Origin of the sequence: Pseudomonas yangonensis, from assembly GCF_009932725.1 — a bacterium.
Taxonomy (GTDB): Bacteria; Pseudomonadota; Gammaproteobacteria; order Pseudomonadales; family Pseudomonadaceae; genus Aquipseudomonas; species Aquipseudomonas yangonensis.
The window spans coordinates 12,170-38,688 of the sequence record NZ_BLJU01000022.1; the positions used below are offsets into that span (position 1 = coordinate 12,170).

Sequence of the window (26,519 nt, forward strand, 5' to 3'; positions counted from 1 at the left end):
GAGTACTCTGAAGGCGCCTCTTGCCGCGGATGTTCATCGTGTCGCCCACCCTAGCACGTCGCCTGTTCTGGCCGCTGGCCATCCTTTTGCTGGTCTGGTTGCCGCCGCTTGGCGCCGCCGAGCTTTTCTATCTCGGCCAGCGCATTCCGGACATCCACAAACCCTGGCGCAGTGACGACTACCGACAACTGCGCGAAGCCCTGGAAAAGGTCGACAGCAGCCAGCTCAACGCGCTGCCGCGGCGCAGCGGCGAGTTCACCGGGCCGATCTACCAGCGCATGGTTTCGCCGGAAAACTTCCGCCCGCAGCTGAACATCTATGCACCGCTGGAACTGCGTCAGAACGAAGCGCGTGAGGTGTTGTTCGAGCTCAAGGAGCTGATGCGCCTGTACTTCGACTTCCGCGCCAAACAGCAGCCCTACGCTGCCGAGGCGCTCGGCCTGATGAGCTATTCGCTGCGCCAGCAGGCCATACTGTTCAGCCTCACCACCGAGTTCTGGATGACTTTGTCGCAAGGCGAGCAGAGCAATCCCGTCCGTCTTCAGGGGCTGCAGGAAACCAAGGCGGCGGCGGCCATGCTAAGTGGCAGCGCCCTCGACTATCTGGAGCTGACACAAGCCTTTGGCCGCGATGAGCTGCTGCTCTACAGCGCCGAGCTGAGCCAGCAGTTGCCGGAGTTGTTCGTTCATCTGCCTGCCGAAGTGCAGGCGCAGCTGCTGGTGCGCATCGAAGGGCTCAGCACCGGTCATCGTTACCCGCAGATCGGCCAGGATATGGCCGCCCTGCTCCCCGTGCTGCGGATGATTCACGCCGATGTGCAGGCGAAACTGGCGCAACCGGTGAAACCGGCGGTCAAGACGCCAGCCTTGGACCTGTCGGCGCCAACCTCAGTGCAATAGCCCCAGCCCCTTGGCACGGGCGACGGCCTGGGTGCGCCGTTCCACGCCGAGCTTGCTGTTGATATGCCGCGCGTGAGTCTTGACCGTGTGCAGGGAAATGAACAGACGCTCGCTGATTTCCTGATTCGAACAGCCACGGGCGATCAGCTGCAATACCGCCAACTCGCGGCTGCTGAGTTTTTCGGTAAGCGGCTCATGCTCGGTTTCAGGCGACTCCGCCAGGGCTCGCTCTGCCGGCAGTTGGCCTAGCAAGGCGTCCCGTACCTGGCAGGACGACGGACGCTCTTTAAGGCGCTCGCGCAGCCATTGCGGCTGATGTTGTATCAATTCGATGAACGGCAGCAGCGCACCGCCCTGCGCGAGGTCAAGACAACTGTCGAGCTGTTGCTGCGCCTCACGCCCTCGCCCGGTTTGCCGCAGCAACTGGGCGAGCTGCGCCTGCGCCGCCAGACCGACCAGTTGGCCGCCCAAACCCTGTGCCCGCTGCTGCAAGGCCCGCAGACGGCGCTCGGCAATCTCCACTGCCCCTTGAAGACGCTCCAGAGCTGCCTGCTGGAGATCGATATGCAGCGCCAGCTGCGGGTGAAACTCCGGCGCCAGCGCTCGCCCTTCCCCATAGGTTTCCGCCAGCTGCGGCAGCCAGGCAGCTGCCAGCTCGACCTGCCCCTGGCGCAACCACAGCTCGCACTTCATCAGCGTGATCATCGCCAGATAGTAGATCGCCGGCACGTCCCAGACATGCATCAGACGTTCGGCCTCACCAAGCAGGGCAAACGCCTCGGCAGAGCGGCCATCACGGCCCTCGAGGCTGGCCAGCACGCAGTAACCGATCAGCGCACCGACATCGCGACAGGCCCTGGCCTCGGCGACCCCGGCGCGCAAACGCTCCACCGCCTGAGGCTGCAGCCGCAGGCTGAGCAGGTAGCCTTCATAGATCGTCAAGCGCGCCCGAACCGAGTAGTTGCGCTGCGCAGGCAGGCGCTGCACCAGCGCCAAGCCCTGCTGCACTTCATCCTGCGCGCGCAGCACTTCGCCGCGGCCTTGCAGTACCCGGGCGCGCTCGTAGTGAGCCAGCGCCTCCAGCAGCGGATTATCGATACGCTGCGCCAACTCCAGGGCGTCACGGTTCAGCCCGCGTGCACGCCATAGATCGCCACGCACCATGGCCAGGTTGGAAAGAGCCGAAAGACACATGAAGTGCGGGCCATAACGCTCCGCCGGCAAACCGGCCAGCGCCTCGCTGCACTGCTGCTCGGCACGTACTCCATTGCCACGTCCCCGAGCGATGACCCCATCGAGCGCCTGCCACTGCGCCAGCAGGCTGCGCTGATTGAGCGGATCGGCAGCAGGCAGGAATCGTCCGAGCTGATCGAGCAGTTCCTGAGCGGCATCAAGCTGACAGGCGAGCGCCAGCGCCCAGCCATAGAGCATGATCAGCCGCGGTGTGCTGGCCAGCAGGTCATCCGGCAGGTTGGCCTTCCAGCGCAGCAGCATGGCGATGTTTTGCTCCGCAAGCATCTGCTCTTCGGAAAGGTTCTGTACCAGGCTCGCCGCGACATCGGACTGCCCTGCCAGCAACGCCTGTTCAATGGCGGCATCCAACATGCCCTGCGCAGCGAACCAGCGGCAGGCACGCAGATGAGCACCGCTGCGAGAGCGACTCAAACCGTCGGCTGGACGCGCATTGAGCAGATCGGAGAACAGATGGTGATAGCGAAACCAGCGCCCCTGCTCATCCAGTGGCACCAGAAACACCTGATTGGCCTGCAACTGGCGGATGATCGCAGCGCTGTCATGACTGTCACGAACCGCGTCGCACAGTTCAGCGCAGAAGCGCTCCATGCAGGCCGTGTCGTAGAGAAACTGCTGCACTTCGGCAGGTTGCCGGTCAATGACCTCTTCGAGCAGGTACTCGCGAATCAGCCCTTCACCGCCGTGCAGCTGCAGCGCCTCACCCGTCTCTGCCAGTTCTTCGGCGGCCAATAGCCACAGGCGCAAGCCCGCGATCCAGCCCTCGCTGCGCTGCAGAATCCCGCTGACCTGCTGCCGTTCGAAGCGTGCGCCCTGGCTTGCCAACAATTCATCCAGTTCGGCAGCGGTCAGGCGCAGATCCTGTTCGCTGAGCTCGAGCAGCTGTCGCGACAGACGCAGGCGCGCCAGGTGCCAGTCCGGCCGCTGGCGACTGGTGACCAGTAGCAACACACCGGGTGGCAGGTGATTGAGGAAAAACTGCAAACAACGATCGAGTACCGGCCCCTGCGCCAGGTGGTAATCGTCCAGCACCAGCAACAGCGGCTGGCCACCGTCGAGTTGCCGCGTCAGCTCATCGAGCAGACCATCGAGCCATTGCTCGAATGCGAACGGTTGGTGGCGCTGACGCATCTTCAACAGGCCGAGCGCTTCCTCGCCAAGGCCGGGGTAGAACTGCTGCAGTCCCTGCAGCATGCGCTCGAGAAAACGTCCAGGGTCACGATCACGTTCGCTGAGCCCCAGCCAGAGGCTATGCCAGTGATGGGGCAGGCGTTCGCAGAACTCGATGGCCAGGGAGCTTTTGCCAAAGCCGGCCGGCGCACTGACCAGCAGCAAGCGCCCCTGCAGACCCTCCTCGAGACGTTCGCACAACCTGGGACGAGGCATATGCCCTGCTGGCAACGGCGGACGATAGAAACGCGCCTCCACCGGTGTAGCCGGTGTGTAGGGAAAACCTGGCGAGCGGGAAAGATCTGTCATCGGCCTATTCTTGGAAGTTCTACGTCAGCGGGCTCGATCTGAACCCAGCCTAGCGACTTGCAATGGCCATTTGAAGCGTCCGCTACAGTCCGTAACGAAAAAGCCGGCACAGGGCCGGCTTCGTCGTATTGCTGGAGGCAGGTTTTAGCGAACGCCTGCCTGACGCAGAGCGGCCGGGGTGTAATCGCTGCCGGCAGCCTTGTAGTTGAAGTCGTAGGCTTGTTTCTCCTCGTTCTTCATACCCAGGGCCAGATAGCGACCCGACAGCAGGTCGTACAGGGTTTCCACGGTGTACCATGGCACTTGCTTGTCGTAGTAATACTGAGCATGCGCCTCGGCTACGCGCCACAGGGTGCCACGGCCGTCGTAGTGGTCGATCAGAGCGGCTTGCCAGGTGTCCTCGTCGATGTAGAAGTCACGCTTGGCGTAGATGTGACGCTCGCCCGACTTCAGGGTCGCGGTCACATGCCAGACGCGGTGCAACTCGTAACGAGTCAGATCCTGATTGATGTGGCCCGCCTTGATGATGTCGGAGTACTTAAGGTTCGGCGAGTCCAGCTTGTAGGCGTTATAGGGGATGTAGATCTCCTTCTTGCCTTCCAGTTTCCAGTCGTAACGATCCGGCGCACCGTTGTACATGTCGAAGTTGTCGGAGGTACGCAGACCATCAGCGGCGGTACCCGGACCGTCGTAGGAGACCTGCGGCGCACGGCGCACGCGACGCTGACCGGCGTTGTACAGCCACGCCAGACGCGGCTCCTTCACCTGGTTGAGGGTTTCGTGCACCAGCAGCACGTTACCGGCCAGACGAGACGGCGCCGTTACGCGCTGCTTGAAGTAGAACAGTACGTTGCTTTCCTTGCTGGGGTCGAAATCGGTCAGGGCATCACGGAAGGTGAACTCGTCCTGGAAGTAAACCAGCGAGTAGGAACCATTCGCCTGAGGAGTCGCCTGAGTCACCAGACGGCGCACGCTGCCACCACGGTAACGGGTGATGTGGTTCCAGATCGCCTCCAGACCGTTCTGTGGAATCGGGAAGGGGTTGGCGGTCTGGAAGTTCTCCAGACCGTTACCACCCTCGACCATCTTGGTATTAACCGCGTTCTGCTTGGTCGCCGCGATCACCTCGTCCGGCAGGTTAGCCGAACGATGCGTCGGATAGACCGGCATCTTGTAGCTGTCCGGATAACGCTTGAACATCGCCAACTGACCGGGGGTCAGCTTGTCCTTGTACTGCTCGACGTTCTGCGCGGTGATGGTGAACAGCGGCTGCTCGTTGGCGAACGGGTCGGCCAAGAAGCCGCGTGGATCGACCGCGCCGGCGTTGGCCGGCAGACCGCCAGTCCAGGCCGGGATCGAACCATCGGCATTGCCAGCCATCTCGGCGCCGACCGGCGTCAGGGTGTTGCCCAGCTTCGCAGCTTCATCGGGCGACACTGCCGCCATCACGCTGGTCGCCAGCAGAGACAGGGTCAGGACGCCGCTTTGCCACAGTTTTTTTGTTGTTTTCATTTGCATCATCATTCCTCGAAATTCCTGACCGCTTAGAAGTTCATACCGAAGCTGAGCGCAACGAAGTCGCGGTCACGCTGGGTGTTGTACTTTCCGCCACCGAAGAAGGTGGTGTACGACAGATCGGCGGTGTAGGTGTTCTGGTACTCGGCATTGAGACCGAGACTCACGGCCTTACGACCTTCCTCGAAGTTTGCGCCCGGGCCAGGAGAATAACCCTTGACATCATGCGACCAGGCTACGCTCGGACGGAGGTTCACACCCGCGATGGCATTGGGATAATCCCAAATGGCGCGTGCGCGGTACCCCCAGGAATCGGAAGTGGTGAAGCCGTCCTTTTCGCAGTAGCGGCCGACATTTCGGTCAGTGGGGTTGCCAAGCGTACCGGCGTTAAGCGCCTGACAGGTCGCCAGACCACTCAGCTCACCTTCGAGCGGGCCTGGACCGAAGACCGGGTCACGGCCGTAGCGCGCTTCGCTGTTGCTTTCCAACCCGCCAACGTGAGTCCAGCCGATCTCGCCGACCAAGGTCAGACGGCTGGCGCCCATGACCTGATCGAAGAAGTGAGTGAAAGTCGTTTGCAGCTGAGTGATTTCTTTGCGGCGGTAGCCGTGCAGATCTGTACCTGGCTGACCATCCAGCACCGAACCATTTCCGTACACCGGAACGCCGCCAATGCTGATTGGATCAAGACCTGCATAAAGAATATCGGTTGTGTTGAGTTGGACAGGTGCATTGGGGCGATAGCTCAGCTCACCACTCCAAGCGGTACCGGTAGGCAGTGTGGTGGAGAAGCTTAGGCCATAGAGCCGGATATCCTCGGGATACTCGATGAAGTAGCTGGAATTACCTGCCATCGCTGCGGCAGCCAGGCGAGCTGCTTGAGCAGGACCAACGATGCCTGCAGCACCGGTGGCGATAGCATTGATTTGGTCGACGACTGCCTGGTCCGCGCCACGGCCGCTAAAGATCGGCAGACGGCTGTGGTAATTGATGAAGTAAGCGCCAAACTCTGTATCAAGCGGCTCGAAGAGATAACGGAAGGCGACCCCGAACTGCCCGCTGTCCCGGGCATCGCGGTCAGGCCCACGTTCGACCAACAGCCCTTCCCCCCAAGGTGAAGGTGTCACACCTGCCGGCCCTAGGAGACTGTTGATAAGCGCGATGGAGGCAGGATCATTGGTCAGTACCGCGAGGTTCTGATCGCAGCCGTCCGCAACAACGTCAGCCTGAGAGAAGAACGTGCCGCAGTTATCCACCACGGTTTGGTCCCACTCCAGCTGGTAAAAAGCCTCCATCGACAGATTGTCAGTCAGACTCTGCGCGACGTAGAACATGTTGACCGGGATCAGGCCCTCCTTGATCTCGGCGCCGGGACGCCGGAAGGCCGCAACGTCAACAGGGTTGATAGCGTTGATACCATTTTGGATAAAGGTACTCTCGCCCCAACTCACTACCTGCTTACCCAAGCGGACAGAGCCGGGCTGATTGCCGATGGCGTAATTGTGATAAATGAAGGCGTCGAGGATCTCTGCACCAGAGGATTGGGCACCCTCTTTACGGTTGCTGTCGCTGATATCCTTGAATAGGCGGCTCTCGTCTTTCAATTCGAAGTCGTACCAGTACTTACCGCGAACGAATACGCCGGTATCGCCGTATCTCAACTCAAGGTCATGGATACCCTTGAAAATCTTGGAGAAGGTCTCGCCGCGCTTAAAGTTCAGGTGACCATCATCCGAGGTTTGGGATAGACCGCGGCCACCGTTGTTAACGCCGATAAGATCCTTGTCGGCCTTCTCTGTAGCCCAGCTCGCCCCCACCGACAGCGACGAGTCGAACTGCCCTTCAATCTCACCGATATTGAAAGTGACGCCGAATGCCGGTGCGGCAAGGGTAGAGGCGAGGCTGACGGCCAGCGGCAGTTTTGCCAGGCGCCAGTAGGGTGTTGTTTTTGTCATCGACGCTACTCCATGTGTTTTTTGTTATGGATGCTTGGACTATAGCCAGCAGGTGATACTGCTTGATCCCTCGAAAGTGTGATTTGCAGCCCCCAGGCACTCTGGCTCGCAGGTTTCAGACTCTGCACCCAGTCAAGCATGGACGGGAAACAGCAATTAGCAAGCCAAACGCTTGTTTGACTGACCAGTCACTCTAACCGGCCAGTCAACTCGCACCTCAGAGCGTGGACAGGAAGGCGCTGCCAGCCTCCTGCCATTGGGCGATTTCGACGCGGATGCGCTTCTTGTCCAGTTTCCCGACACTGGTCTTGGGAATTTCAGTAACAAGGGCGATCTGCGTGGGAATCGCCCATTTGTTGATGTGGCCCTGCTCGACGAAAGGCTTGAGGTGTTCCTTGAGCCCCTTGGCATCCAGGCTCTGCTCGTCACGCAGCACCAACAATGCGAACGGCCGTTCGCCCCACTGCGGGTCCGGCACGCCCACCACCGCGACCTCACGCACGGCGGGATGACGGCTGATCAGGTCCTCCAATTCCAGAGAGGAAATCCACTCGCCACCGGTTTTGATCACATCCTTGATCCGATCACGAATCTCGATGAAGCCCATGCCATCAATGGTTGCCACGTCGCCGGTATGCAGCCAGCCATGAGCCCAGAGTTCCTCGCCCTTCTCGGGTTCGCGAAAATAGCCCTGGGTCAGCCAGGGCGCACGCAGCACCAGCTCGCCCTGCGACTCCCCATCACTTGGCAGCAGCTTGCCGTTCGCATCCATTATCGCGGCTTCCACCAGCGGCACCGGAATACCGGCCTTGATCCGGTAGGTGGTGCGCTCGTCCTCAGTGCCGGCGCGCAGCTCCTCGTTGAGGTAGGCACAGGAAATCAGCGGGCAGGTCTCGGACATGCCATAGGCAGCGGTCAGCTGGATGCCGCGCGCCTTGGCCGCCTCGTACAAGGAGCGGTTCAGTGCGCTACCGCCGATGATCATCTTCATGCCGCCGAAATCATGGCCCTGCGCACCGGGTGCATTGAGCAGCATCTGCAGGATGGTCGGCACGCAGTGGGAGAAATTTACCTCCTCCTCCTTGATCAGACGACAAAGCATGTCCGGCTCGTAGCGGCCGGGATACACCTGCTTGACCCCGAGCAGGGTGGCCACGTACGGCACGCCCCAGGCATGCACGTGGAACATGGGCGTAATCGGCATGTAGACATCGTCGTTGCCGAGCAGGCGGATGCTGTCCAGGCTACCCATGGTGGTCGCCATGGAAAGGGTGTGCAGCACCAGTTGCCGGTGGGTGAAGTACACGCCCTTCGGATTGCCGGTGGTGCCGGTGGTATAGAAGGTGGTCGCCACCGAGTTCTCGTCGAAGTCGGCGAAGTCGTAATGCGGGCTGGCGGCCGCCAACAGGCTCTCGTACTCACCGACAAGGTTCGGCAGATCGGCGTTCTTGTCCTCGCCATCGGTCAGCAGCAGGGTCTTGTCGACAGTGGTGAGCTGTTCGGCAATGCCTTTGTACAGCGGCACGAACTCGCTGTTGACCAGCACGAAGCGGTCCTCGGCGTGATTCATGGTGTAGAGGATCTGGTCCGGCGACAGGCGAATGTTGATGGTATGCAGCACCGCCCCGAGCATGGGGATGGCGAACATGCACTCAAGATAGCGGTGACTGTCCCAGTCCATCACCGCCACGGTATCACCGGCCTTGACCCCTGCCTCACTGAGCACGTTGGCCAGACGCGCGACACGCTCGTTGAAGGTGGCGTAGCTGTAACGCAGCTTGTCGCGATAGACAATTTCGCGGGTTTTCTCGTAACGGCTACCGGACAGCAGCAGGCGCTTGATCAGCAACGGATAGGCGTGAGCGTTTTCGGCGGAGGGGATCAGTCGGGTCTGCAGCATGAAATCACCTTGAGGCACGCTAGGAATAGGTATGCAGCGACTCTAGAGCGGCTCGCTCACCGCTAAATCAGCCCAAAGAATGATTTGCAACGTGACTCTATGTCCACTTTCGGTCACCAGTTAGAATCGATCTCGACAGTCGGTCCTTAAACAGGCGACACAGAGCCACTCTTTCGTTCGAGGTAACAGCATGTCCGATATCGTCATCGTTAGCGGCGCCCGCACACCCATGGGCGGTTTTCAAGGCAGCCTGGCCAGCGTGCCGTCCGTCGAGCTGGGCGCTGCCGCCATTCGTGAAGCGGTCAAGCGCGCGGGTATCGAGCCGGCAGACGTGCAGGAAGTGATCATGGGCTGCGTGCTGCCCGCCGGCCTCAAGCAGGGGCCGGCACGCCAGGCCTCACTCAATGCCGGCCTGCCAAGCGCCACCGGCTGCACCACCATCAACAAGCTGTGCGGCTCGGGCATGAAGGCGGTGATGATGGCGTTCGACTCGCTGAAGGCCGGTAGCAATCAGGTCATGATCGCCGGCGGCATGGAAAGCATGTCCAACGCGCCCTATGTGCTGGAAAAGGCCCGCACCGGCCTGCGCATGGGTCATGGCGAGATCAAGGACCACATGTTTCTCGATGGCCTGGAAGACGCTCGTACCGGCCGCCTGATGGGCTCCTTCGCCCAGGAAACGGCCGATACGTACGGCATCACCCGCGAGGAGATGGATGCCTACGCCATCGAATCGCTGCGCCGTGCTCAGGCAGCAATCAAGAATGGCTCGCTGGAGGCGGAAATCGTGCCAATCACCGTCACCTCGCGCAAGGGCGAGGTGACGGTCAAGGATGACGAGCAGCCGCTGACAGCCAATCTGGACAAGATTCCCGCGCTCAAGCCCGCATTCAAGAAAGACGGCACCATTACCGCCGCCAATGCCAGCTCGATCTCCGACGGCGCCAGCGCCCTGCTGCTGATGACTGCCGAGCAAGCCGCCAAGCGCGGTCTCAAGCCGCTGGCCAAGGTGGTTGCCCATGCTACCCAGAGTCAGGACCCGAGCGAGTTCACCCTGGCGCCGATCGGTGCCATGAGCAACCTGCTGAAGAAGACCGGCTGGAACAAGGACGAGATCGACCTGTTCGAAATCAACGAAGCCTTCGCCATGGTGACCATGCTGGCCATGCGCGAGCACGGCCTGGATCATGCCAAGGTCAATGTTTTCGGTGGCGCCTGCGCCCAGGGACACCCGGTCGGCTCCACCGGTTCGCGGATCATCCTCACCCTGATCAACGCGCTGCAGAAGAAAGGCGGCAAGCGAGGTATAGCCTCGCTGTGCATCGGCGGCGGCGAAGCCACCGCGGTGGCGATCGAACTGCTGTAAGCCAGCCCATCAGCCAAGAGCCCCGCAATCGCGGGGCTCTTTGTTTTAGCGCATTTCAGTCAGCGCCAGCTTTACACCGATCCCCACCAGCACCGCGCCCATCAGCCGGTCGAACCAGTGGCCCATGCGGGCGAAGCCGGCGCGCACACGTTGCTGGCTGAACAGCCAGGCCACCAGACAGAACCAGAACGCGGTGGCCAGCGCCAGATAGAGGCCGTAACCGGCCTGCACCGCCACAGGCGTGTGCGGGTTGATCACCACGGTGAACAGCGACAGAAAGAACAGCGTCGCCTTGGGGTTCAAGCCATTGGTGATGAACCCCGTGACGAAGGCACCACGACCGCTGCGCTCGCCTGCTGCCAGGTTCAGCTCAGCGCTGGCTGGATTGGCCGGCCGCGCACGCAGTGCTTTGATGCCGATATACAGCAGATAAGCCGCCGCCAGCCATTTCAGTGCGTTAAACAGCACAATGGACTGCGACACGATCAGGCCGATCCCCAGCAGCGAGTAGGTCACATGCACCAGAATGCCGGCGCCTACCCCGAACGCGGTGTACAACCCTGCGCGGCGACCAAAGCCGACGCTTTCGCGCACGACGATGGCGAAATCCGGCCCAGGACTGGCCACTGCCAACAAGTGAATCAGGGCAACGGTGAGAAATTCGGTCCAGTACATGGCGGCTCCGCATCGACGCTGAAGGTCTGGTAGGCTCGCCAATCTACTCTTGCGACCCTCCTGCGAAAAGGTACAGCTGATGAGCAACAGCCCACGCGCCGTCTTCCTCGACCATGCCTCCCTCGACCTTGGCGACCTGGACATGCAGCCGCTGCATCAGGCCTTCGCCGAGCTGACCCTGCACGCGCAAACGCGTCCGGATCAGGTCGCCGAACGCCTGCAAGGCGCGCAGGTCGCCATCAGCAACAAAGTGCCGCTGGACGCTGCCACCTTTGCCGCCTGCCCCGAACTGAAGCTGGTACTGGTGGCGGCCACGGGCACCAACAATATCGACCTGAAGGCCGCCAGTGCTCATGGCGTAACTGTCTGCAACTGCCAGGGCTACGGCACGCCATCGGTGGCGCAACATACCCTGATGCTGCTGTTGGCCCTGACCACACGCCTGCCCGACTACCAGCGCGACATCGCCGCTGGTCGTTGGCAGCAGGCCAGCCAGTTCTGCCTGCTCGATCACCCCATCGTCGAACTCGAAGGCAAGATGTTAGGCATGCTCGGCCACGGCGAGCTGGGCGGCGCCGTTGCGCGCCTGGCTGAAGCCTTCGGCATGCGCGTGCTGCTCGGCCAGCTGCCCGGCCGCCCCGCGCGCGCCGATCGCTTGCCGTTACATGAGCTGCTGCCACAGGTCGACGCCCTGACCCTGCACTGCCCGCTCAACGAACAGACGCGCAACCTGATCGGTGCAGCTGAACTGGCGCTGATGAAACCGCGAGCCTTCCTGATCAACACCGCGCGCGGCGGCCTGGTGGACGAACAGGCGCTGGCCGATGCCCTGCGCAGCGGTCGCCTGGGTGGCGCTGCTACCGACGTGCTGACGCAGGAGCCGCCGAAGGACGGCAATCCGCTACTGGCCGCCGATATCCCGCGCCTGATCATCACTCCGCACAGCGCCTGGGGCAGCCAGGAGGCGCGTCAGCGCATCGTCGGCCAGATAGCGGAAAACGCAGATCGTTTCTTCGCCGGTGCGCCGCTGCGAGTCGTCGGGTAAGCTGCGCAGCTTTTTAGCGAGCGACGGACCAGCGTTGCGCTTTGGCAGCAATGCCCCGGTTTCGCTCCCCGGCCCTTATCTTTCCGCATCACAGATTTGTAGGAAGCACCATGGATCCGCGAAGCGAAGTTCTCCTGCGCCAGGCCCAGCTGTTCGGGGGCGAGCTGTTACTGGCCGGCCTGCCGGCCGACGATCTGCTCGGTGCACTGCCCCAGGCGCGCGGCTGGAACTGGCATGCCGGCGATCAGGCACTGCTCGCGGCGCGCTTTTCCGGCCGCAGCCACTTCGACACGCAGATGCCCGAAGGCGATTACCGCGCTGCCGTACTGTTCCTGCCCAAATCGCGCGAGCTGACCGACTACCTGCTGCAGGCTCTGGCTTCGCGCCTGGCAGGCAAGCCGCTGTATCTGGTCGGCGAAAAACGTGGCGGCATCGAACGTGCGTCGAAGCAGTTGGCTGCCTATGGCAAGCCGCGCAAGCTCGATAGCGCCAGGCACTGCCAGCTCTGGTGCGTAGAGGTGAATCAGGCGCCGCCAGTGCCCGACCTGCACGCGCTGGCGCAGTGTTACCCACTACAACTGAGCGATGGCGTGCTGGAGATCGTCACCCTGCCCGGCGTGTTCGCCCATGGCCGCCTGGATCGCGGCAGCGCATTGTTACTGGAGCACCTGGATAACCTGCCGAGCGGCCACCTGCTCGACTTCGGTTGCGGCGCCGGCGTACTCGGCGCCGCGCTCAAACGGCGTTACCCGGCCAGCGAACTGAGCCTGCTGGATGTCGATGCCTTCGCCCTGGAAAGCAGCCGCATGACACTCGCACGCAATGGCCTGTCAGCCAACCTGATCGCCGGTAGCGGCATCGAGTCAGCCCCTGAAGGGCTGAGCGCCATCGTCAGCAACCCGCCGTTTCATCAGGGAGTGCACACCGACTATCAGGCCAGCGAAAACCTGCTGAGCCAGTCTGCGCAGCACCTGATCAAAGGTGGCGAACTGCGCCTGGTGGCCAACAGCTTCCTCAAATACCCGCCACTGATCGAGCGTCATCTCGGCCCCTGCCGCACCCTGGCCGAGGCGGAGGGTTTTCGTATCTACAGCGCACGCCGCTGAATTGGGCTTGCTCCCGCTGCAACGCTTGGGCACAATTGCGCCCGTCCTAGGGGAGTAGTCTCCCGCGAGCGCCCTGCTCGCCCGGCATGCGTCAACACACTTGCTCCGCAGAGCATGGCGCATGCGACCCAAGGCCTTCACAGAGAGGCCCGAGGTTTGACAAGACCTATGACACGCACAACCTCACCCGGGGCGGGAAGGTCGTTCGTGTCATAAGCCGTGTCGACCCGCCCCCGTTAGGAAACCTGATGCTGGAATCCCTCTTCGTCCCCACACTGATCGTTGCCCTTGCCGAAATCGGCGACAAGACCCAGTTGCTCGCGCTGCTGCTGGCCGCCCGCTTTCGCAAACCCTGGCCGATCATCTGGGGCATCGTCGTCGCCACCCTGGCCAACCATTTCGCCGCCGGTGCTGTCGGCAACTGGGTTGCCGGATTCTTTTCCCCTGCCACCCTCAGCTGGATCCTCGCCGCCAGCTTCGTCGCGGTGGCGGCCTGGACGCTGGTACCGGACAAACTGGATGAAGATGAAGAATCCGGCCTGAAAAAATACGGCCCCTTCCTCACCACGCTGATCGCCTTCTTCCTCGCCGAGATGGGCGACAAAACCCAGGTCGCCACCGTCATGCTGGCAGCGCAGTATCCTCATTTCCTACTCGTGGTGATCGGCACCACGCTGGGCATGCTACTGGCCAACGTGCCGGTGGTGCTGGCAGGCAACTTCGCTGCCGAACGCCTGCCGCTAACTCTTATTCGTCGGCTGGCAGCCTGCGCCTTCGCGGCACTGGCAATCTATGCCGGCTATCAGGCGATGAAGCTGAGCGGACTGATCTGACGCTTATCTGGCGCCATCGAAATGGCACTTCGGCCAATTTCAGCCCCCTCCTGCCTACTGCTAAAGTTCGCGCCAGGCCACGTGGCTCGCAGCGCAGACAGGAGGGAACATGTCATTGGATGATCGGAAGAAAGTGGTGTGCCAGCATATCGACCTGGTCTGGAACAAGGGGCGCCTGGCGCTGGCCGAGCAACTGCACAGCAGCGATTTTCTGTATAAAAGCTCGTTCATTGGCCGCGCGCTCGACAGCGCCGGTTTCTCTCGGATGGTGCAGGACATCCGCTACGCCATGCCGGATCTGCAGGTACTGGTCGAGGAGTGCATCGCCGAGGGCTACAAGGTAATGACCTGGAGCACATTGATCGGCACTATCCAGAAACCCGCGCTGGGCTACCCACCCAGTGACAAGGTGCTGAGCATATCGGCCATGGCCTACTGGAGGCTGACGCCCGGCAACGAAATCCAGGAAATCTGCACCATGTTCGACATGGAAAGCTTCCGCGCGCAGTTGGGCCTGCAAACCCGCCCACTCGCCGAAACAGCCCTGCCCTGAAACGATAGCGGCGCGCCGTGATGCTCAGGTCGCGCCGTTTTTCTCAACCTGAGACTCAGCGTCCGGCCTTGGCCTGCTCGTAAAGTGGCATCACCTTGGGAATCGCCGCCTGCAGAGAAGCGATCCGGCTGCTGGACGACGGGTGCGTGCTCATGAACTCCGGCGGCGCACTGCCGCCAGCAGCCTCCATCTTCTGCCACAGACTGATGGCCGCGTTCGGGTTGTAGCCTGCACGAGCGGCCAGCTCCAGACCGATCAGATCGGCTTCGTTCTCGTTACCGCGGCTATTGGGCAGCGTCAGGCTGTACTGCACCACGGTATCGGCCAAAGCCATGCTGCTTTCGCCGAGGCCCAGCAGCGCGCCGGCTCCCTGCCTGGCCACCTGGATACCATAGGCTTTGGACATCGCCTCACGGCTGTGCTCACGCAGAGCATGCGCCATCTCATGGCCCATGATCGCCGCGATCTCATCATCGGTCAGTTTGAGCTTCTCGATGATGCCGCTGTAGAAAATGATCTTGCCGCCCGGGCCACAGTTGGCATTGAGCTCGGGGCTTTTGATCAGGTTGACCTCCCAATCCCAGTTGGCAGCATCCGGACGAAAGCGCGGCGCCTGCGGAATCAGTCGCCCGGCGACAGTCTGCAACCGCTTGGCATTGGCACTGCTCTTGTCCAGCATGCCCTTGCTTGACGCTTCGCTCAGTGTCTGCTGATAGGACTGCGCGTACATCTGATTGACTTCTTCAGCTGAAAGCATGCTGAACATGTACTGCTTGCGCTCTACGCCAACCGCACCACCGCTGGTGGTATTGACGGCCTGACAACCGGTCAGCAGCAGCGCTGCCGCCAGGCCACTCAGATAAAGAACCTTGCTCATCGAGCCATCTCCTTGAATCGGGCGCACTATGCTAGGCCGCCCCTGCAGCGCGAGCAACCGCGCCACTTGCGCGATCGCCGCCCACCATCTTTGCTGAATACGACAGCGGCCAGTTGGTTATCAGCAGCCCATAAAGGTTGACCTGCCGCAACAGCGAGGCCGTGACAGGCGCATTCTATGTCCGGGAGCCCCCATGAAGTTCAAATCGATCCAGTTTTCCGTCGCCTTCCTCGCTGGCGCCAGTGTGCTCGCGGTCGTTGTGGCTCTGGTGCTCTACGCCCTGTTCGCCAGCGGGCGAACCCAGACCCTGGTGCAACAGCGCACCCAGGCGCTGCTGGAGCAGGTCATCGAAGAACGCCTGTACGCGCTGGCGCAAGCACAGGTCAGCGAAATTCAACGTGAGCTGGAAGCCCCCCTGCAGATAACCGCCGACCTGGCTCGGGTCAACGCCATGCTGGGCATGACCGACGATAGCGGCAGCCCTTTGCTCAGCATCAGCCGCGAGGAGCTGGCCAACCTGGTGCGTGAAACCACGGCGCAGAATTCGAAGCTGCTTGGCAGCTACCTGGGGTGGGAGCCGAACGCTTTCGACGCCAGCGACGACATCTACGCAGGCAGCAATGAAAACGGCTACGACGGCACCGGCCGCTTCCTGCCCTGGTGGTACCGCAATGCCGATGGCAGCCTCGGCGTCGACGCCATCGGCTCGACCGAGAGCGAGGAGCTGCTGCCCACGGGCGTACGCGCAGGTGAGTACTACCTGTGCCCCAAGGAGCGCAAACGCCCCTGCGTGATCGACCCCGCGCCCTACGATGTCGGCGGCAAGATGACCATGCTCGCCTCCTTCACCTCGCCGATTCTGGTCAACGGAGAATTCCGCGGTATCGCCGGCGCCGATCTGGCGGTCAACTTCATTCAGGAGCTGCTGGCCAAGGCCGACGCTCAGCTCTATGACGGCGCCGGTGAGATGGCGCTGATTGCCAGCAATGGCCGTCTGGTCGCCTCGACCGAGGCCCCGGACAAACTCGGCGAGCCCGCCGCGGTTCTGCTCGATGCCAACGAAGTGAGCAACCTCGGCAAACTGCAACCCGGCCAGCCTCTTTACTCGGTCGATACCCAGGAAGATCCAGAGCACAGTCATATCGAGCTGTTTCTCAGTTTCAACATCGGCCAGAGCGATACGCGCTGGGTGCTGATGCTGGTGCTGCCGCTGAAGGCAGTGATGGCCGATCTGCTCCAGTTGCAGAGCGATCTGGCCGAGCAGCGCGATGGCGACACCCTGGGCATGACCCTGGTGGGCCTGCTGATTGCCGCTCTGGGCCTGCTGGTGATCTGGTTCGTGGGCTACGGCATCGCCCGCCCGCTGCGGCAGATGGTCGGCATGCTCGACGATATTGCCAAGGGCGACGGCGACCTCACCGTACGCCTGCAAGTCGACCGCAAGGACGAACTGGGACAGATCGCGGCGGGCTTCAACGCCTTCCTGGCCAAACTGCAAAGCATGATCGCGTCCGTGGTGACCTCGGTGCAGCAGGTCAGTGATTCCTCCGAACACACCGCCGACATCGCCATCCGCACCAACCAGGGCGTGCAAAAGCAACTGGCGGAAATCGAGCTGGTCGCCACTGCAGTGCATGAAATGACCGCCACCGCCCAGGACGTCGCACGCAACGCCACTCATGCAGCCGAAGCGGCCAACCACGCCGACCGCGCAGCCAATCAGGGCAAACAGGTGGTACAGGAAACCTCGGCGGCCATCGCCGCGTTGGCCAGCGAGATCGGCCGCGCCGTAAGTGTGGTGCAAAACCTGGCCAAGGACAGCGAGAACATCAACGCCATTCTCGTCGCCATTCGCGGCATCGCCGAGCAGACCAATCTGCTGGCGCTCAACGCTGCCATCGAGGCCGCACGCGCTGGCGAGCAGGGCCGTGGCTTCGCCGTGGTCGCCGATGAGGTGCGCAACCTGGCGCAGAAGACCCAGCAGGCCACCGAAGAAATCCAGAGCATGATCCAGCAACTGCAGCAGGGCACGCGCGAAGTGGTCAAGGTGATGGAACAGAGCCAGAGCAAGACCGACGACAGCGTGGAACACGCCAACCAGGCTGCACAATCGCTGCAGTCCATCACCCAGGCGGTGTCGGTAATCAACGACATGAATACGCAGATCGCCAGTGCGGCCGAGCAGCAGAGCGCCGTGGCCGAGGATATCAACCGTAACGTCACCAACATCGGCCAGGTGGCCAACGAGGTGGCTGGCGGCGCCGACGAAGCCAGCCAGGCCAGTGCCCAGCTGACCAAGCTGGCCGAACAGCAGCGGCGCCTGATCAATCAGTTCAAGGTGTAAAGGACAGCGCAACGGCGCCGCAGGACAACCTCAAGCCGGAGTCAGACACTCCGGCGCGTCCAGCTTCGGATCGTTGACCAGCGTTGCCAGCGCACGCTCGCGTAACGCAATCTGCGGCTTGGCCAACAACGCCATCAATTGCTCGGCGGGCGTATCGTCGTCCAGCCACAACGCCTGCTCATGCTCACAGAGAATCAGCGGCCGACGCAGTGTCGCGGCCTCCTGGGTAATCAGGGCCACGCTCAGATACTCATGCCCGCCGACCGGATACACCTCCCATAACGCCGCGAAATACATCAGCGAGTCGCCATTGGTCATCCAGTACGGCCGCTTGCGCGCCGTACCCCGCCACTCATAGAAACCGTTGGCCGGCAGCAGGGCGCGACGCCGGCGAAAGGCTTCACGGAACATCGGCTGCTCGGCAAGGGTTTCGGCGCGTGCATGCGCCGGCGTCTTGGAAAGATCCTTGAGCCAGGGCGGCGTCAGCCCCCATCGCGCTGCTGCTGCCTGCGGCCCGGCCTCTCCGGTGCGCAGCATCAGCACCTGGCCGTTGGGCGCCAGGTTCCAGTGCGGTTTCTGGTCAGCGGGAAAACCGGGCAGCGCAGCAAAAGCGGGCGACCAGCGAAACAGGGCGTAACGTCCACACATGAAACGACTCGACAGGCAGGGGGCGGGTCAGCAGAGCAACACACCCTGGAAAGACTCTGGCTCATCGCCAGGCACTGGTTGCGCGGCATTGTACTCAGCGATCAGCGTTCGCGCCCGCTCCGCCTCGGCGTCGGCGACAACCACGCCGAGCAGGCCGCAGGCAGGCAGCTCCCCCACCGCGCCGACCAGATGCTGACCCAGCAGATGCGCCTCGATACCTTCGCTGGCCAGCATATCCACCAGCATCTGACCTTCCAGAAGGTTCTCCGGCTCGTAGATCCGTTGCATCAGTCGTTCTCCGCACGTATATGCAGCTCCCATTCGACGCCGTCCGTACGCAGCTCGAACTGAATCGGCCGGCAGCACACCGCACAGTCTTCGATATAGGACTGATCACCGCCTGAAAGATCGAGAAGCGCCTCGCCTGGCTCGCCACAATAAGGACAGTAGTACGCCTCGCTTTCCAACACCTGATGGGCTCCTCATATGATGATGCCAGGCAACAGGCCCTTGCCTTGCGTCGGTCGCTGACCAACGGTGCCGCTAAGCTCAGTGTAGCCATCGTTTTTGACTCACGTCACACCTTCAGGGAAAACCTTTTACAGCAACTTTACCAACACCCCGAAAACTAAAAAAAACTTATACAGATATGCCATCAAGATAATAGCGAGCACTACCATTCATCGCCTTGCCTTGCATGTTGTTATCTATTAACTAATTTCTGCCCTGCTCAGTCATTTAACATCCATTGAGGGAACTTAAATGTCTATGTCCGCAGAAAAGAAATTTGAACCAATGACCTGCGATTGTGTGGTGACTGCCAAGTCTCGACCCGATGGTTCGGTTCTTATCTCGGTAAAACAAGGTGATCGTAAAATCAGGCGAGTCATTGACCATACCTGCGCAACGCAGGAAGTCATTCGGGCAATTAAGTTTGAACTTTCGGAGAAAACGAACGAAGGAGAAATAGTTAGAGTTGTACAGAACTACGGCCCTAAAAATCTGCCCACATTTGCCAATCAGCCTATCCACCGAACCCGCTACGCAAGACTGTGGGAAATGCGAAAACTCAAAAACTACTGATTCGCTGACCTGATCGCGCATCAGCGCTTTTCAATCCCGGCTTTCAGGGGGAACTTGAAAGCCGGGATCCTCAACTGTCCATCGCACAGATCGAGATGCCCTTTTCTCAGCGTGCGTGATTTTGCTCTGCAGCCCATCCCGGTTCCTTCGCGCCCCAGTCCGTTCTGCTCCGGCAGGCCACCTGTGCCACTTCGCGGATTGGCTGTGACTTGGCGCTATAATCGCCGGTCTACTGCTCACCCTGTTCAAGCAGAAACCTTTTCCACCTAGCCGTTCACAAGAGAGCATGATGGGCGCATTCGATGCCATCCGACCCTATGCCGATACAGAAGTGCGCCCCGTACTGGAGCGCCTGCTCGCCGATCCGGCGTTTCTCGGCACCCTCACCCGTTTTCGCTTCCCGCGGCTGGCCGGGCCGCTCGGCTGGCTGCTCAAGCCACTGATCGCTGCGCGGTTGCGCGGCGAATTCGCCAGCATCGACTCGGTGGCCGGCCTGCAGGAAAAGATCGAGCCATACATCGACCGCACCATCGAGCACGCCAGCGACGGCATCAGCTACTCCGGCCTGGAGCACCTGCAGCCGGGCAAGCCTTATCTGTATCTGGCCAACCACCGCGACATCGTCATGGACCCGGCCTTCGTCAATTACGCCGTCTACCATGCCGGCCTGCAGACACCGCGCATCGCCATCGGCGACAACCTGCTGCAACGCCCCTTCGTCAGCGATCTGATGCGCCTGAACAAGAGCTTCATCGTGCATCGTTCGATCAGCGGCCGACGTGAGAAGCTGGCGGCTTATCAATTGCTCTCCGCCTATATCAATCACTCGATCCGCGAAGACGGCGAATCGATCTGGATCGCCCAGGCCGAGGGCCGCGCCAAGGATGGTGATGACCGCACCGACTCGGCCATCCTCAAGATGTTCCACATGAGTCGCAAGGACGAGCCGTTCGCCAGCGTGATCGACTCGCTGAACCTGATCCCGGTGTCGATCAGTTATGAATACGACCCCTGCGATCTGGCCAAGGCCCGCGAGCTGAGCGTACGCGCCGCCACCGGCAGCTACACCAAGGCGCCGGGAGAAGACGACGCCAGCATTGCTCTTGGCATCACCGGCTACAAGGGCCGTGTGCACCTGCACTTCGGCCCGCCGGTAGGTGGCCTGGAGGACACCAAGCAGCTGGCGCAGGCGCTGGACCGTCACATCCTCGGCCAATACCGCCTGTTCCCCGTGCATTACCTGGCCTACGCCATGTGGGAGGGCCGTGAGGCCGAGCTGAAGGTGCCGGCGGCGAGCGAGCTGTTCCCGGCCGCGGAGCTGGCCAAGGCTGAAGCCGAGTGGCAAAAGCGCTTGAACGCCTGCAGCGCAGAGCAAAGGCCCTTCCTGATCCTGCAGTACGCCAACCCGGTGCGTAATCAGTACCGGATCAAAGCCGGTCTGCCTCTGTAAGGCGCATCCCACACAAACGAAAACGGCAGCCACTGGGCTGCCGTTTTCGTTTATCGCTCAGGCATCAAAGCCGCGTGCTGAACCAGGACAACAGCAGAGCCGCCCCCAGACAAATGGCACCGAAACGATAGAAGAAGCGATTGATGCGCAAGGTGCGATCATCCTGTACCTCGCTCTCGTCCAGTTCACCCTGAGCCAGCACGCGCGCCACACCGCGCTGCTCGCGCAAGCGGGTCATCAGGCACAACCAGCTACCGGCCACGGCAAAGAACAACGCCAGCGAATTCACCGCTCCGGCAGGATGAGCGAGGAACAGCGACCACAACACCTGCAGCGACATGCAACACCTCGAGAACAGCATGGTGCAGTGAGCGCATCACCGCACCAGAATGGGGATTGCGGCTGAAACAGATGCGCTTCAGCCCCCGAAAAGTCGTCGCGCAGTGTACTGAAATCCCGCTTTTATAAGGTTCGTTTCCGACGAACGCAGCCCGCTATCCCGAAATCGTCTGAAAACTGTCACATGTCTGGCCTAGGGTTTGTATCTCTCAGAGTGACCAAGCAGTCACGACTGTGCTGGAGCCAAACCTCAATGTCCGTGGAGGACCCGCCATGCTCAATTCACAACCGCTGGATCGCGATTACCTGATCGACTCGCTGGATGAAGTGGACGCCGTGGTCGACGAACTTTCCTTCAACGTCCAGGATCAGCATTGGCTGGTGTATTGCGCGCTGGGTGGCCATGAGCACTATGACCTGCCGGACATCGATAACCGCACCGGCATGTGCTTGCCGGAGTTCTATGCCGAAGCGGCTTGAAGCTGCGAGACAAACGAAAACGCCCCGCAATGCGGGGCGTTTTCGTTCGCGGCGTCATGAATTACTGCAGCAGGACCTGGCCAATGGTCGGGTCCTTGAACGCGCGGGTCAGCGCATCGCTGAGCACGTCGCCCACTAGTTTGCTGTTGGTCTGCTGGTTCGGCGCACTACCAAAGCGCTGGTTCAGCGATGCACCATAACGACCGGTATAGCGGCGGCTGCCGCCTTGTACGTCAGCACGGATCGAAGCGGAGATATCAGCCTCGGTCACGTACATGCCCTCTTTCGGCGACTGGTACTTCAGCTCCGCCAGCGTGATGGTCAGCTGCGGCGCGTTATAGGCATTGGGCGACGGGGTGAAACCGAGCAGACGCACGGCAGCCTCGGCCTCGGCCTGCAGCTTGGGCAGCACATGCTCAGCGCTGACGCTGATCGAGCTGGTTTCCGGATACAGGCCGCCACGGGTGCCAAGCACCGGCGAAGGGCGACCATCAACCACGCGCACCACTACCGGCTGGCCCTGACCCACCGGGGTCAGCGAACTGGTAAGTTTGGGTTGCGGCGTGAGTTGCTGAGGGCTGAGGGCGCAACCGGCCAGAGTCAGGCTGGCGGCAGCAAGCAAGGCGATCAACGCACGGTGCAGCATGCTCATCTCTCCGAGTGAGGTAAAAGTGGCCGGCAGTATACCCAGCGCGGCCTGGGGCCGACAGTAGTGCAGGATAAGACTGCCAGCGGGCCATCGCGGTTCCTGTCATCAGCCTGTCACCGCCTCGTGGCATAAAGCAGACGTCACCACGCTGAAGCCTTCGCCATGATGCTGCGCCGCCTGTTCAATCGCTCTCGTCCGATGCGCCATTTCGCCCTGATCGATGCTCAGGGGATTTGCCAAGCCCTGCGTCAGATGCAGGAACAGCCGGGCCAGGCTGGCTGGGTGGAAGTTCGTGAACCGAGCCTCTCCTGGCTCGGCGCTCCGCTACCTGCCGCAGCCCGTATCACGCCGGTCGTCACACAGGCACAGGCCGCTCACCCGTTGGCGGCCTGACCGATGGAAGAATAAAAGTCACGCAGGGGCGATCAATTCCCCTCATTCACCGTTATAATCACGCCCCGATTATAAGGACGTCTCCTGATCGGGCCGCACGACCTCGCCGATGCAACGTCATCGCCCCGCCCCAGAGAGTCGCCCACTTCGCGCTGCCAAGTCTGGCCAGCCGCTTTTAGCCCATATGCAGAGCCGATAGCAGCCATGCATTGCATGTTTTGCACGGGCAAAAGCGCGCCTAGGCAGTCGAGCTTTTGAGGTTCACCGCTCCAAAAGAGCGTGAAAAAACGGTTTTTACAAACTTCACAAGAGTGTGGCGAACAGATGAACAGTTTTGCGTCCGCAAACCCCAGCCTTGACCCTCCCCTCCGAATGACAGGGCTTTTCGCCTGAGTCAGCCGGTGTCGCCCTTAAAGGCCAAACGGCCGTCCATCTGGTGCAGTTTTTCTTGGAGAGAGGTTAATGGCGCGTAACGATTACCAAAGCGTAGATGTGGTGCTGGTAGGTGCTGGCATTATGAGCGCAACCCTGGGCGTGCTGCTCAAGGAGCTCAACCCCGGCATCACCCTGGAAGTGGTGGAGCTGCGTGAGTCCGGCGCAGTGGAAAGCTCCAACCCCTGGAACAACGCAGGCACCGGCCATGCCGCCCTGTGCGAGCTGAACTACACCCCGGAAGGCGCGGATGGCAGCATCGACATCAAGAAGTCGGTCACCATCAACGCGCAGTTCGAAGAATCCAAGCAGTTCTGGGCCTACCTGATCGAGAAGGGTGCGATCAACGCGCCAAAGTCTTTCATCAATCCGGTTCCGCACATGAGCTTCGTGCGCGGCAACAGCGGCATCGCCTTCCTCAAGAAGCGCTTCGAGGCCCTGCGTCAGCATCATGCCTTCACCGAAATGGAATACACCGAGGATCGCGCCACCATCGCCGAATGGGCACCGCTGCTGATCCCGGGCCGTGACACCAGCGAACCACTGGCGATGACTCGAGTACAGGCCGGCACCGACGTGAACTTCGGCGCGGTCACCGAGCAGATGCTCAACTACCTGACCAGCCAGCCCAACGCCAAGGTCATCTGCAACCAGAAGGTCACCGACCTCAAGCGCGACGGTGATGGCTGGCTGGTGGACATCAAGGACACTCGCTCCGGCGCCACACGCAAGCTCAAGAGCAAGTTCGTCTTCCTCGGTGCCGGTGGCGGCGCGCTGCCGCTGCTGCAACTGTCCGGGATTCCCGAAGGCAAGGGCTTCGGCGGCTTCCCGGTAAGCGGCCAGTGGCTGCGTTGCGACAACCCGGAAATCGTCAAGCAGCACCAGGCCAAGGTCTACAGCCAGGCTGCCGTGGGCTCGCCGCCAATGTCGGTGCCGCACCTCGACACCCGCGTGGTGGACGGCAAGAAGTCCCTGCTGTTCGGCCCCTATGCCGGCTTCACCACCAAGTTCCTCAAGCACGGCTCGTTCCTCGACCTGCCGTTGTCGGTACGCCCCAACAACCTCGGCCCGATGCTGGCGGTGGCGCGCGACAATATGGACCTGACCCGCTACCTGATCAAGGAAGTGATGCAGTCCGAATCGCAGCGCCTGGAAACCCTGCGCGGCTTCTACCCGGAGGCCAAGGCCGAGGACTGGCGCCTGGAAGTGGCTGGTCAGCGCGTGCAGATCATCAAGAAGGACAACAAGAACGGCGGCATCCTGCAGTTCGGTACCGAACTGGTGGCAGCTGCGGACGGCACCATCGCCGCCCTGCTCGGCGCCTCGCCGGGTGCCTCGGTGACCGTGTCGATCATGCTCGACCTGATTCGCCGCTGCTTCCCCGAGCAGGCCAGGAGCGAAGGCTGGAGCACCAAGCTGGACGAGATATTCCCGGCCATGGCCGATGTCCTGTCCAAGGATGCCGAGCGCTACCGTGAGGTGCAGACGCAATCGAACAAGCGCCTGCAACTGGACATACCCAGCTGATCGCCAGGTATGAAAAAACCGCCCCTGTGGGCGGTTTTTTTATGGGCGCCTTTAGAGCTACTGCTGCCCCCAGGGCAAGATCGGAATGGCCGTCACCGCATTTTGCGGGCTACCTTCGATCACCCGGTCGCTATAGACCAGGTACACCAGGGTATTGCGCTTGGCATCAAAGAAGCGCACAACCTGCATGGTCTTGAATACCAGCGAGGTGCGCTCCTTGAACACCTCTTCGCCATCCTTGAGCTTGCCCTTGAATGCAATGGGCCCGACCTGGCGACAGGCGATGGACGCCTCGGCGCGATCCTCCGCCAGCCCCAGCCCCCCCTTCACGCCACCGGTCTTGGCTCGCGACAGGTAGCAGGTCACGCCCGACACCTTGGGATCATCGAAGGCCTCGACGACGATCTTGTCATTCGGCCCCACCCACTTGAATACCGTAGACACCTCACCGATGGTGTCGGCCAGTGCCACACCGGGCAGCATCAGCAGGCTCAGCAACACTCCCTTGAACGGACGCATACATGCTCCTTAGACGAGGATCAGATTGTCTCGATGCACCAGTTCCGGCTCATCGACATAGCCCAGCAGCCCCTCGATGGCATCGGACGGCTTACCGATGATCTTCTGGGCTTCCAGGGCACTGTAGTTGACCAGGCCACGTGCCACTTCGCGACCGTCCGGAGCAACGCAGACCACCATTTCGCCACGGCGGAAACTGCCCTGCACCGCCTTCACACCCACCGGCAGCAGGCTTTTGCGGTCCTGGCTCAGCGCCTTCACCGCACCGGCGTCCAGCACCAGGGTGCCGCGGGTCTGCAGGTGGCCGGCCAGCCATTGCTTGCGCGCCGCCAGCAGGCCGCGCTCGGGCGCCAGCAGGGTACCCAGGCGCTCGCCGGCCTTGAGCCGCGCCAGCACCTGCTCGATGGCACCGCCAACGATGACGGTGTGCGCGCCGGAACGTGCCGCCAGGCGCGAAGCGCGCAGTTTGGTCTGCATGCCGCCACGGCCCAGCGCGCCACCCACGCCACCGGCCACGGCGTCCAGCGCCGGGTCGTCGGCACGCGCCTCATGGATCAGCTCGGCATCGGGATTGTGCCGCGGATCGGCGGTGTACATGCCGTCGCGATCCGTGAGGATCACCAGCAAGTCGGCTTCCACCAGGTTGGCCACCAGCGCGGCCAGGGTATCGTTGTCGCCGAAGCGGATTTCATCGGTGACCACGGTGTCGTTCTCGTTGATCACCGGTACCACGTCGAGGTCAACCAGGGTGCGCAGGGTGCTGCGCGCATTGAGGTAGCGCTTGCGGTCGGAGAGGTCGTCGTGGGTCAGAAGGATCTGCGCGGTGCGACGGCCATGTTCGGCGAAACTCGACTCCCAGGCCTGGACCAGCACCATCTGACCGATGGCCGCGGCCGCCTGCAGCTCATGCATCGCGCTAGGTCGGCTGGTCCAGCCCAGACGGCTCATGCCGGCCGCCACAGCGCCGGAGGACACCAGCACCAGTTCGACGCCCTGCTCGCGCAGCGCCACCATCTGCTTGACCCAAACCGCCATGGCCGCACGATCCAGGCCACGCCCGTCGGCGGTCAGCAGCGCACTGCCGATCTTCACCACCCAGCGCCGTGCGCCGGTCACCTTGTCACGCATGATCTTCCAACCTTAGCCAGAAAACGATGGGGCCCACCCCACCTACAAAAACGCCGCAATTAAGCGGCGTTGG

General features: G+C 61.7%; 25 protein-coding genes, 1 pseudogene and 1 riboswitch. Of the genes and pseudogenes, 13 read left to right on the forward strand and 13 right to left on the reverse strand.

Annotation, left to right across the window (positions count from 1 at the left end; genetic code table 11):
* Positions 1-29 precede the first annotated feature (29 nt).
* On the forward strand, positions 30-899 hold the full coding sequence (locus tag GYB81_RS19895; protein WP_178101889.1) for a hypothetical protein: 870 nt from the start codon (positions 30-32) through the stop codon (positions 897-899).
* On the opposite strand, the gene GYB81_RS19900 is transcribed toward GYB81_RS19895, so the two are convergent.
* The 4 genes from GYB81_RS19900 to GYB81_RS19915 all read right to left on the reverse strand — a co-directional run bounded on the left by GYB81_RS19900 (position 888) and on the right by GYB81_RS19915 (position 8,999).
* The gene (locus GYB81_RS19900) at positions 888-3,629 is read right to left on the reverse strand and encodes a winged helix-turn-helix domain-containing protein (RefSeq protein ID WP_161867234.1); all 2,742 of its coding nucleotides are present in this window, start codon (positions 3,627-3,629) and stop codon (positions 888-890) included. The two genes, GYB81_RS19895 and GYB81_RS19900, sit on opposite strands and share 12 nt — an antisense overlap.
* A 144-nt stretch (positions 3,630-3,773) precedes the next feature.
* Positions 3,774-5,141, reverse strand: coding sequence for a DUF1329 domain-containing protein (locus GYB81_RS19905; protein ID WP_161867235.1), 1,368 nt, complete (start codon positions 5,139-5,141; stop codon positions 3,774-3,776).
* Between the two features lie 32 nt (positions 5,142-5,173).
* Positions 5,174-7,099, reverse strand: a complete 1,926-nt coding sequence (locus tag GYB81_RS19910) for a DUF1302 domain-containing protein (RefSeq protein WP_161867236.1) — start codon at positions 7,097-7,099, stop codon at positions 5,174-5,176.
* Positions 7,100-7,316: 217 nt separating this feature from the next.
* Complete coding sequence (locus GYB81_RS19915; RefSeq protein ID WP_161867237.1) at positions 7,317-8,999, reverse strand: fatty acid--CoA ligase; 1,683 nt, start codon at positions 8,997-8,999, stop codon at positions 7,317-7,319.
* A 190-nt stretch (positions 9,000-9,189) separates the two neighbouring features.
* Between GYB81_RS19915 and GYB81_RS19920 the strand changes: the two genes are divergently transcribed.
* Positions 9,190-10,365 carry a thiolase family protein gene (locus GYB81_RS19920; RefSeq protein WP_161867238.1) on the forward strand — a complete coding sequence of 392 codons (1,176 nt, stop codon included), beginning with the start codon at positions 9,190-9,192 and terminating at the stop codon, positions 10,363-10,365.
* A 45-nt stretch (positions 10,366-10,410) separates the two neighbouring features.
* Here the strand turns inward: GYB81_RS19920 and GYB81_RS19925 are convergent, their stop codons facing one another.
* Positions 10,411-11,040, reverse strand: a complete 630-nt coding sequence (locus GYB81_RS19925; protein ID WP_161867239.1) for a LysE family translocator — start codon at positions 11,038-11,040, stop codon at positions 10,411-10,413.
* 79 nt (positions 11,041-11,119) lie between these two features.
* Between GYB81_RS19925 and GYB81_RS19930 the strand changes: the two genes are divergently transcribed.
* The 4 genes from GYB81_RS19930 (at position 11,120) to GYB81_RS19945 (ending at position 14,577) form a co-directional block, all read left to right on the forward strand.
* Entirely contained in the window at positions 11,120-12,085 is a 966-nt protein-coding gene (locus tag GYB81_RS19930; protein WP_161867240.1) for a 2-hydroxyacid dehydrogenase, read from the forward strand.
* Between the two features lie 110 nt (positions 12,086-12,195).
* Positions 12,196-13,191, forward strand: a complete 996-nt coding sequence (locus GYB81_RS19935) for a methyltransferase (protein WP_161867241.1) — start codon at positions 12,196-12,198, stop codon at positions 13,189-13,191.
* A 37-nt stretch (positions 13,192-13,228) separates the two neighbouring features.
* Positions 13,229-13,349: riboswitch (yybP-ykoY riboswitch) on the forward strand.
* 93 nt (positions 13,350-13,442) lie between these two features.
* A complete protein-coding gene (locus GYB81_RS19940) occupies positions 13,443-14,024 on the forward strand; it encodes a TMEM165/GDT1 family protein (protein ID WP_161867332.1) in 582 nt (193 codons plus the stop codon).
* 109 nt (positions 14,025-14,133) lie between these two features.
* Positions 14,134-14,577: a ketosteroid isomerase-related protein gene (locus GYB81_RS19945; RefSeq protein WP_161867242.1), complete on the forward strand. Its 444-nt coding sequence runs from the start codon at positions 14,134-14,136 to the stop codon at positions 14,575-14,577.
* Between the two features lie 55 nt (positions 14,578-14,632).
* Here GYB81_RS19945 and GYB81_RS19950 read toward each other — a convergent pair whose 3' ends face one another.
* On the reverse strand, positions 14,633-15,454 hold the full coding sequence (locus tag GYB81_RS19950) for a M48 family metallopeptidase (protein ID WP_161867243.1): 822 nt from the start codon (positions 15,452-15,454) through the stop codon (positions 14,633-14,635).
* A gap of 1,285 nt (positions 15,455-16,739) precedes the next feature.
* Here GYB81_RS19950 and GYB81_RS25315 point away from each other — a divergent pair.
* A pseudogene (locus GYB81_RS25315) lies at positions 16,740-16,940 on the forward strand (HAMP domain-containing protein); the annotation flags it as partial.
* Positions 16,941-16,955: 15 nt separating this feature from the next.
* A complete protein-coding gene (locus tag GYB81_RS25320; protein WP_418801343.1) occupies positions 16,956-17,798 on the forward strand; it encodes a methyl-accepting chemotaxis protein in 843 nt (280 codons plus the stop codon).
* Between the two features lie 30 nt (positions 17,799-17,828).
* On the opposite strand, the gene GYB81_RS19960 is transcribed toward GYB81_RS25320, so the two are convergent.
* From GYB81_RS19960 to GYB81_RS19970, 3 genes are read right to left on the reverse strand one after another with little or no spacing between them, the layout of a single operon-like run.
* Positions 17,829-18,446 carry an SOS response-associated peptidase gene (locus GYB81_RS19960; RefSeq protein ID WP_161867245.1) on the reverse strand — a complete coding sequence of 206 codons (618 nt, stop codon included), beginning with the start codon at positions 18,444-18,446 and terminating at the stop codon, positions 17,829-17,831.
* A 27-nt stretch (positions 18,447-18,473) separates the two neighbouring features.
* Complete coding sequence (locus tag GYB81_RS19965; protein ID WP_161867246.1) at positions 18,474-18,734, reverse strand: putative signal transducing protein; 261 nt, start codon at positions 18,732-18,734, stop codon at positions 18,474-18,476.
* On the reverse strand, positions 18,734-18,916 hold the full coding sequence (locus tag GYB81_RS19970) for a CPXCG motif-containing cysteine-rich protein (RefSeq protein WP_161867247.1): 183 nt from the start codon (positions 18,914-18,916) through the stop codon (positions 18,734-18,736). Before GYB81_RS19970 ends, GYB81_RS19965 begins: the two co-directional genes overlap by 1 nt.
* A 292-nt stretch (positions 18,917-19,208) precedes the next feature.
* Here GYB81_RS19970 and GYB81_RS19975 point away from each other — a divergent pair, with 292 nt between their 5' ends.
* Together GYB81_RS19975 and GYB81_RS19980 are read left to right on the forward strand one after the other, a co-directional pair.
* The gene (locus GYB81_RS19975; protein WP_161867248.1) at positions 19,209-19,529 is read left to right on the forward strand and encodes a hypothetical protein; all 321 of its coding nucleotides are present in this window, start codon (positions 19,209-19,211) and stop codon (positions 19,527-19,529) included.
* A gap of 286 nt (positions 19,530-19,815) precedes the next feature.
* Positions 19,816-20,979: a 1-acyl-sn-glycerol-3-phosphate acyltransferase gene (locus GYB81_RS19980; protein ID WP_161867249.1), complete on the forward strand. Its 1,164-nt coding sequence runs from the start codon at positions 19,816-19,818 to the stop codon at positions 20,977-20,979.
* 64 nt (positions 20,980-21,043) lie between these two features.
* Here the strand turns inward: GYB81_RS19980 and GYB81_RS19985 are convergent, their stop codons facing one another.
* On the reverse strand, positions 21,044-21,319 hold the full coding sequence (locus tag GYB81_RS19985) for a hypothetical protein (RefSeq protein ID WP_161867250.1): 276 nt from the start codon (positions 21,317-21,319) through the stop codon (positions 21,044-21,046).
* Positions 21,320-21,591: 272 nt separating this feature from the next.
* Between GYB81_RS19985 and GYB81_RS19990 the strand changes: the two genes are divergently transcribed.
* Positions 21,592-21,798, forward strand: a complete 207-nt coding sequence (locus GYB81_RS19990) for a hypothetical protein (protein WP_024309472.1) — start codon at positions 21,592-21,594, stop codon at positions 21,796-21,798.
* A gap of 61 nt (positions 21,799-21,859) precedes the next feature.
* On the opposite strand, the gene GYB81_RS19995 is transcribed toward GYB81_RS19990, so the two are convergent.
* Positions 21,860-22,444 carry a YajG family lipoprotein gene (locus tag GYB81_RS19995; RefSeq protein WP_161867251.1) on the reverse strand — a complete coding sequence of 195 codons (585 nt, stop codon included), beginning with the start codon at positions 22,442-22,444 and terminating at the stop codon, positions 21,860-21,862.
* A gap of 165 nt (positions 22,445-22,609) precedes the next feature.
* On the opposite strand from GYB81_RS19995, the gene GYB81_RS20000 reads away from it, so the two are divergent.
* Positions 22,610-22,840: a hypothetical protein gene (locus tag GYB81_RS20000; protein WP_161867252.1), complete on the forward strand. Its 231-nt coding sequence runs from the start codon at positions 22,610-22,612 to the stop codon at positions 22,838-22,840.
* Between the two features lie 462 nt (positions 22,841-23,302).
* Positions 23,303-24,799: a malate dehydrogenase (quinone) gene (gene mqo, locus GYB81_RS20005; RefSeq protein WP_161867253.1), complete on the forward strand. Its 1,497-nt coding sequence runs from the start codon at positions 23,303-23,305 to the stop codon at positions 24,797-24,799.
* A gap of 57 nt (positions 24,800-24,856) precedes the next feature.
* Here the strand turns inward: mqo and GYB81_RS20010 are convergent, their stop codons facing one another.
* On the reverse strand, positions 24,857-25,318 hold the full coding sequence (locus GYB81_RS20010; protein ID WP_161867254.1) for a CreA family protein: 462 nt from the start codon (positions 25,316-25,318) through the stop codon (positions 24,857-24,859).
* A gap of 9 nt (positions 25,319-25,327) precedes the next feature.
* Complete coding sequence (gene proB, locus GYB81_RS20015) at positions 25,328-26,446, reverse strand: glutamate 5-kinase (RefSeq protein ID WP_161867255.1); 1,119 nt, start codon at positions 26,444-26,446, stop codon at positions 25,328-25,330.
* Positions 26,447-26,519 lie beyond the last annotated feature (73 nt).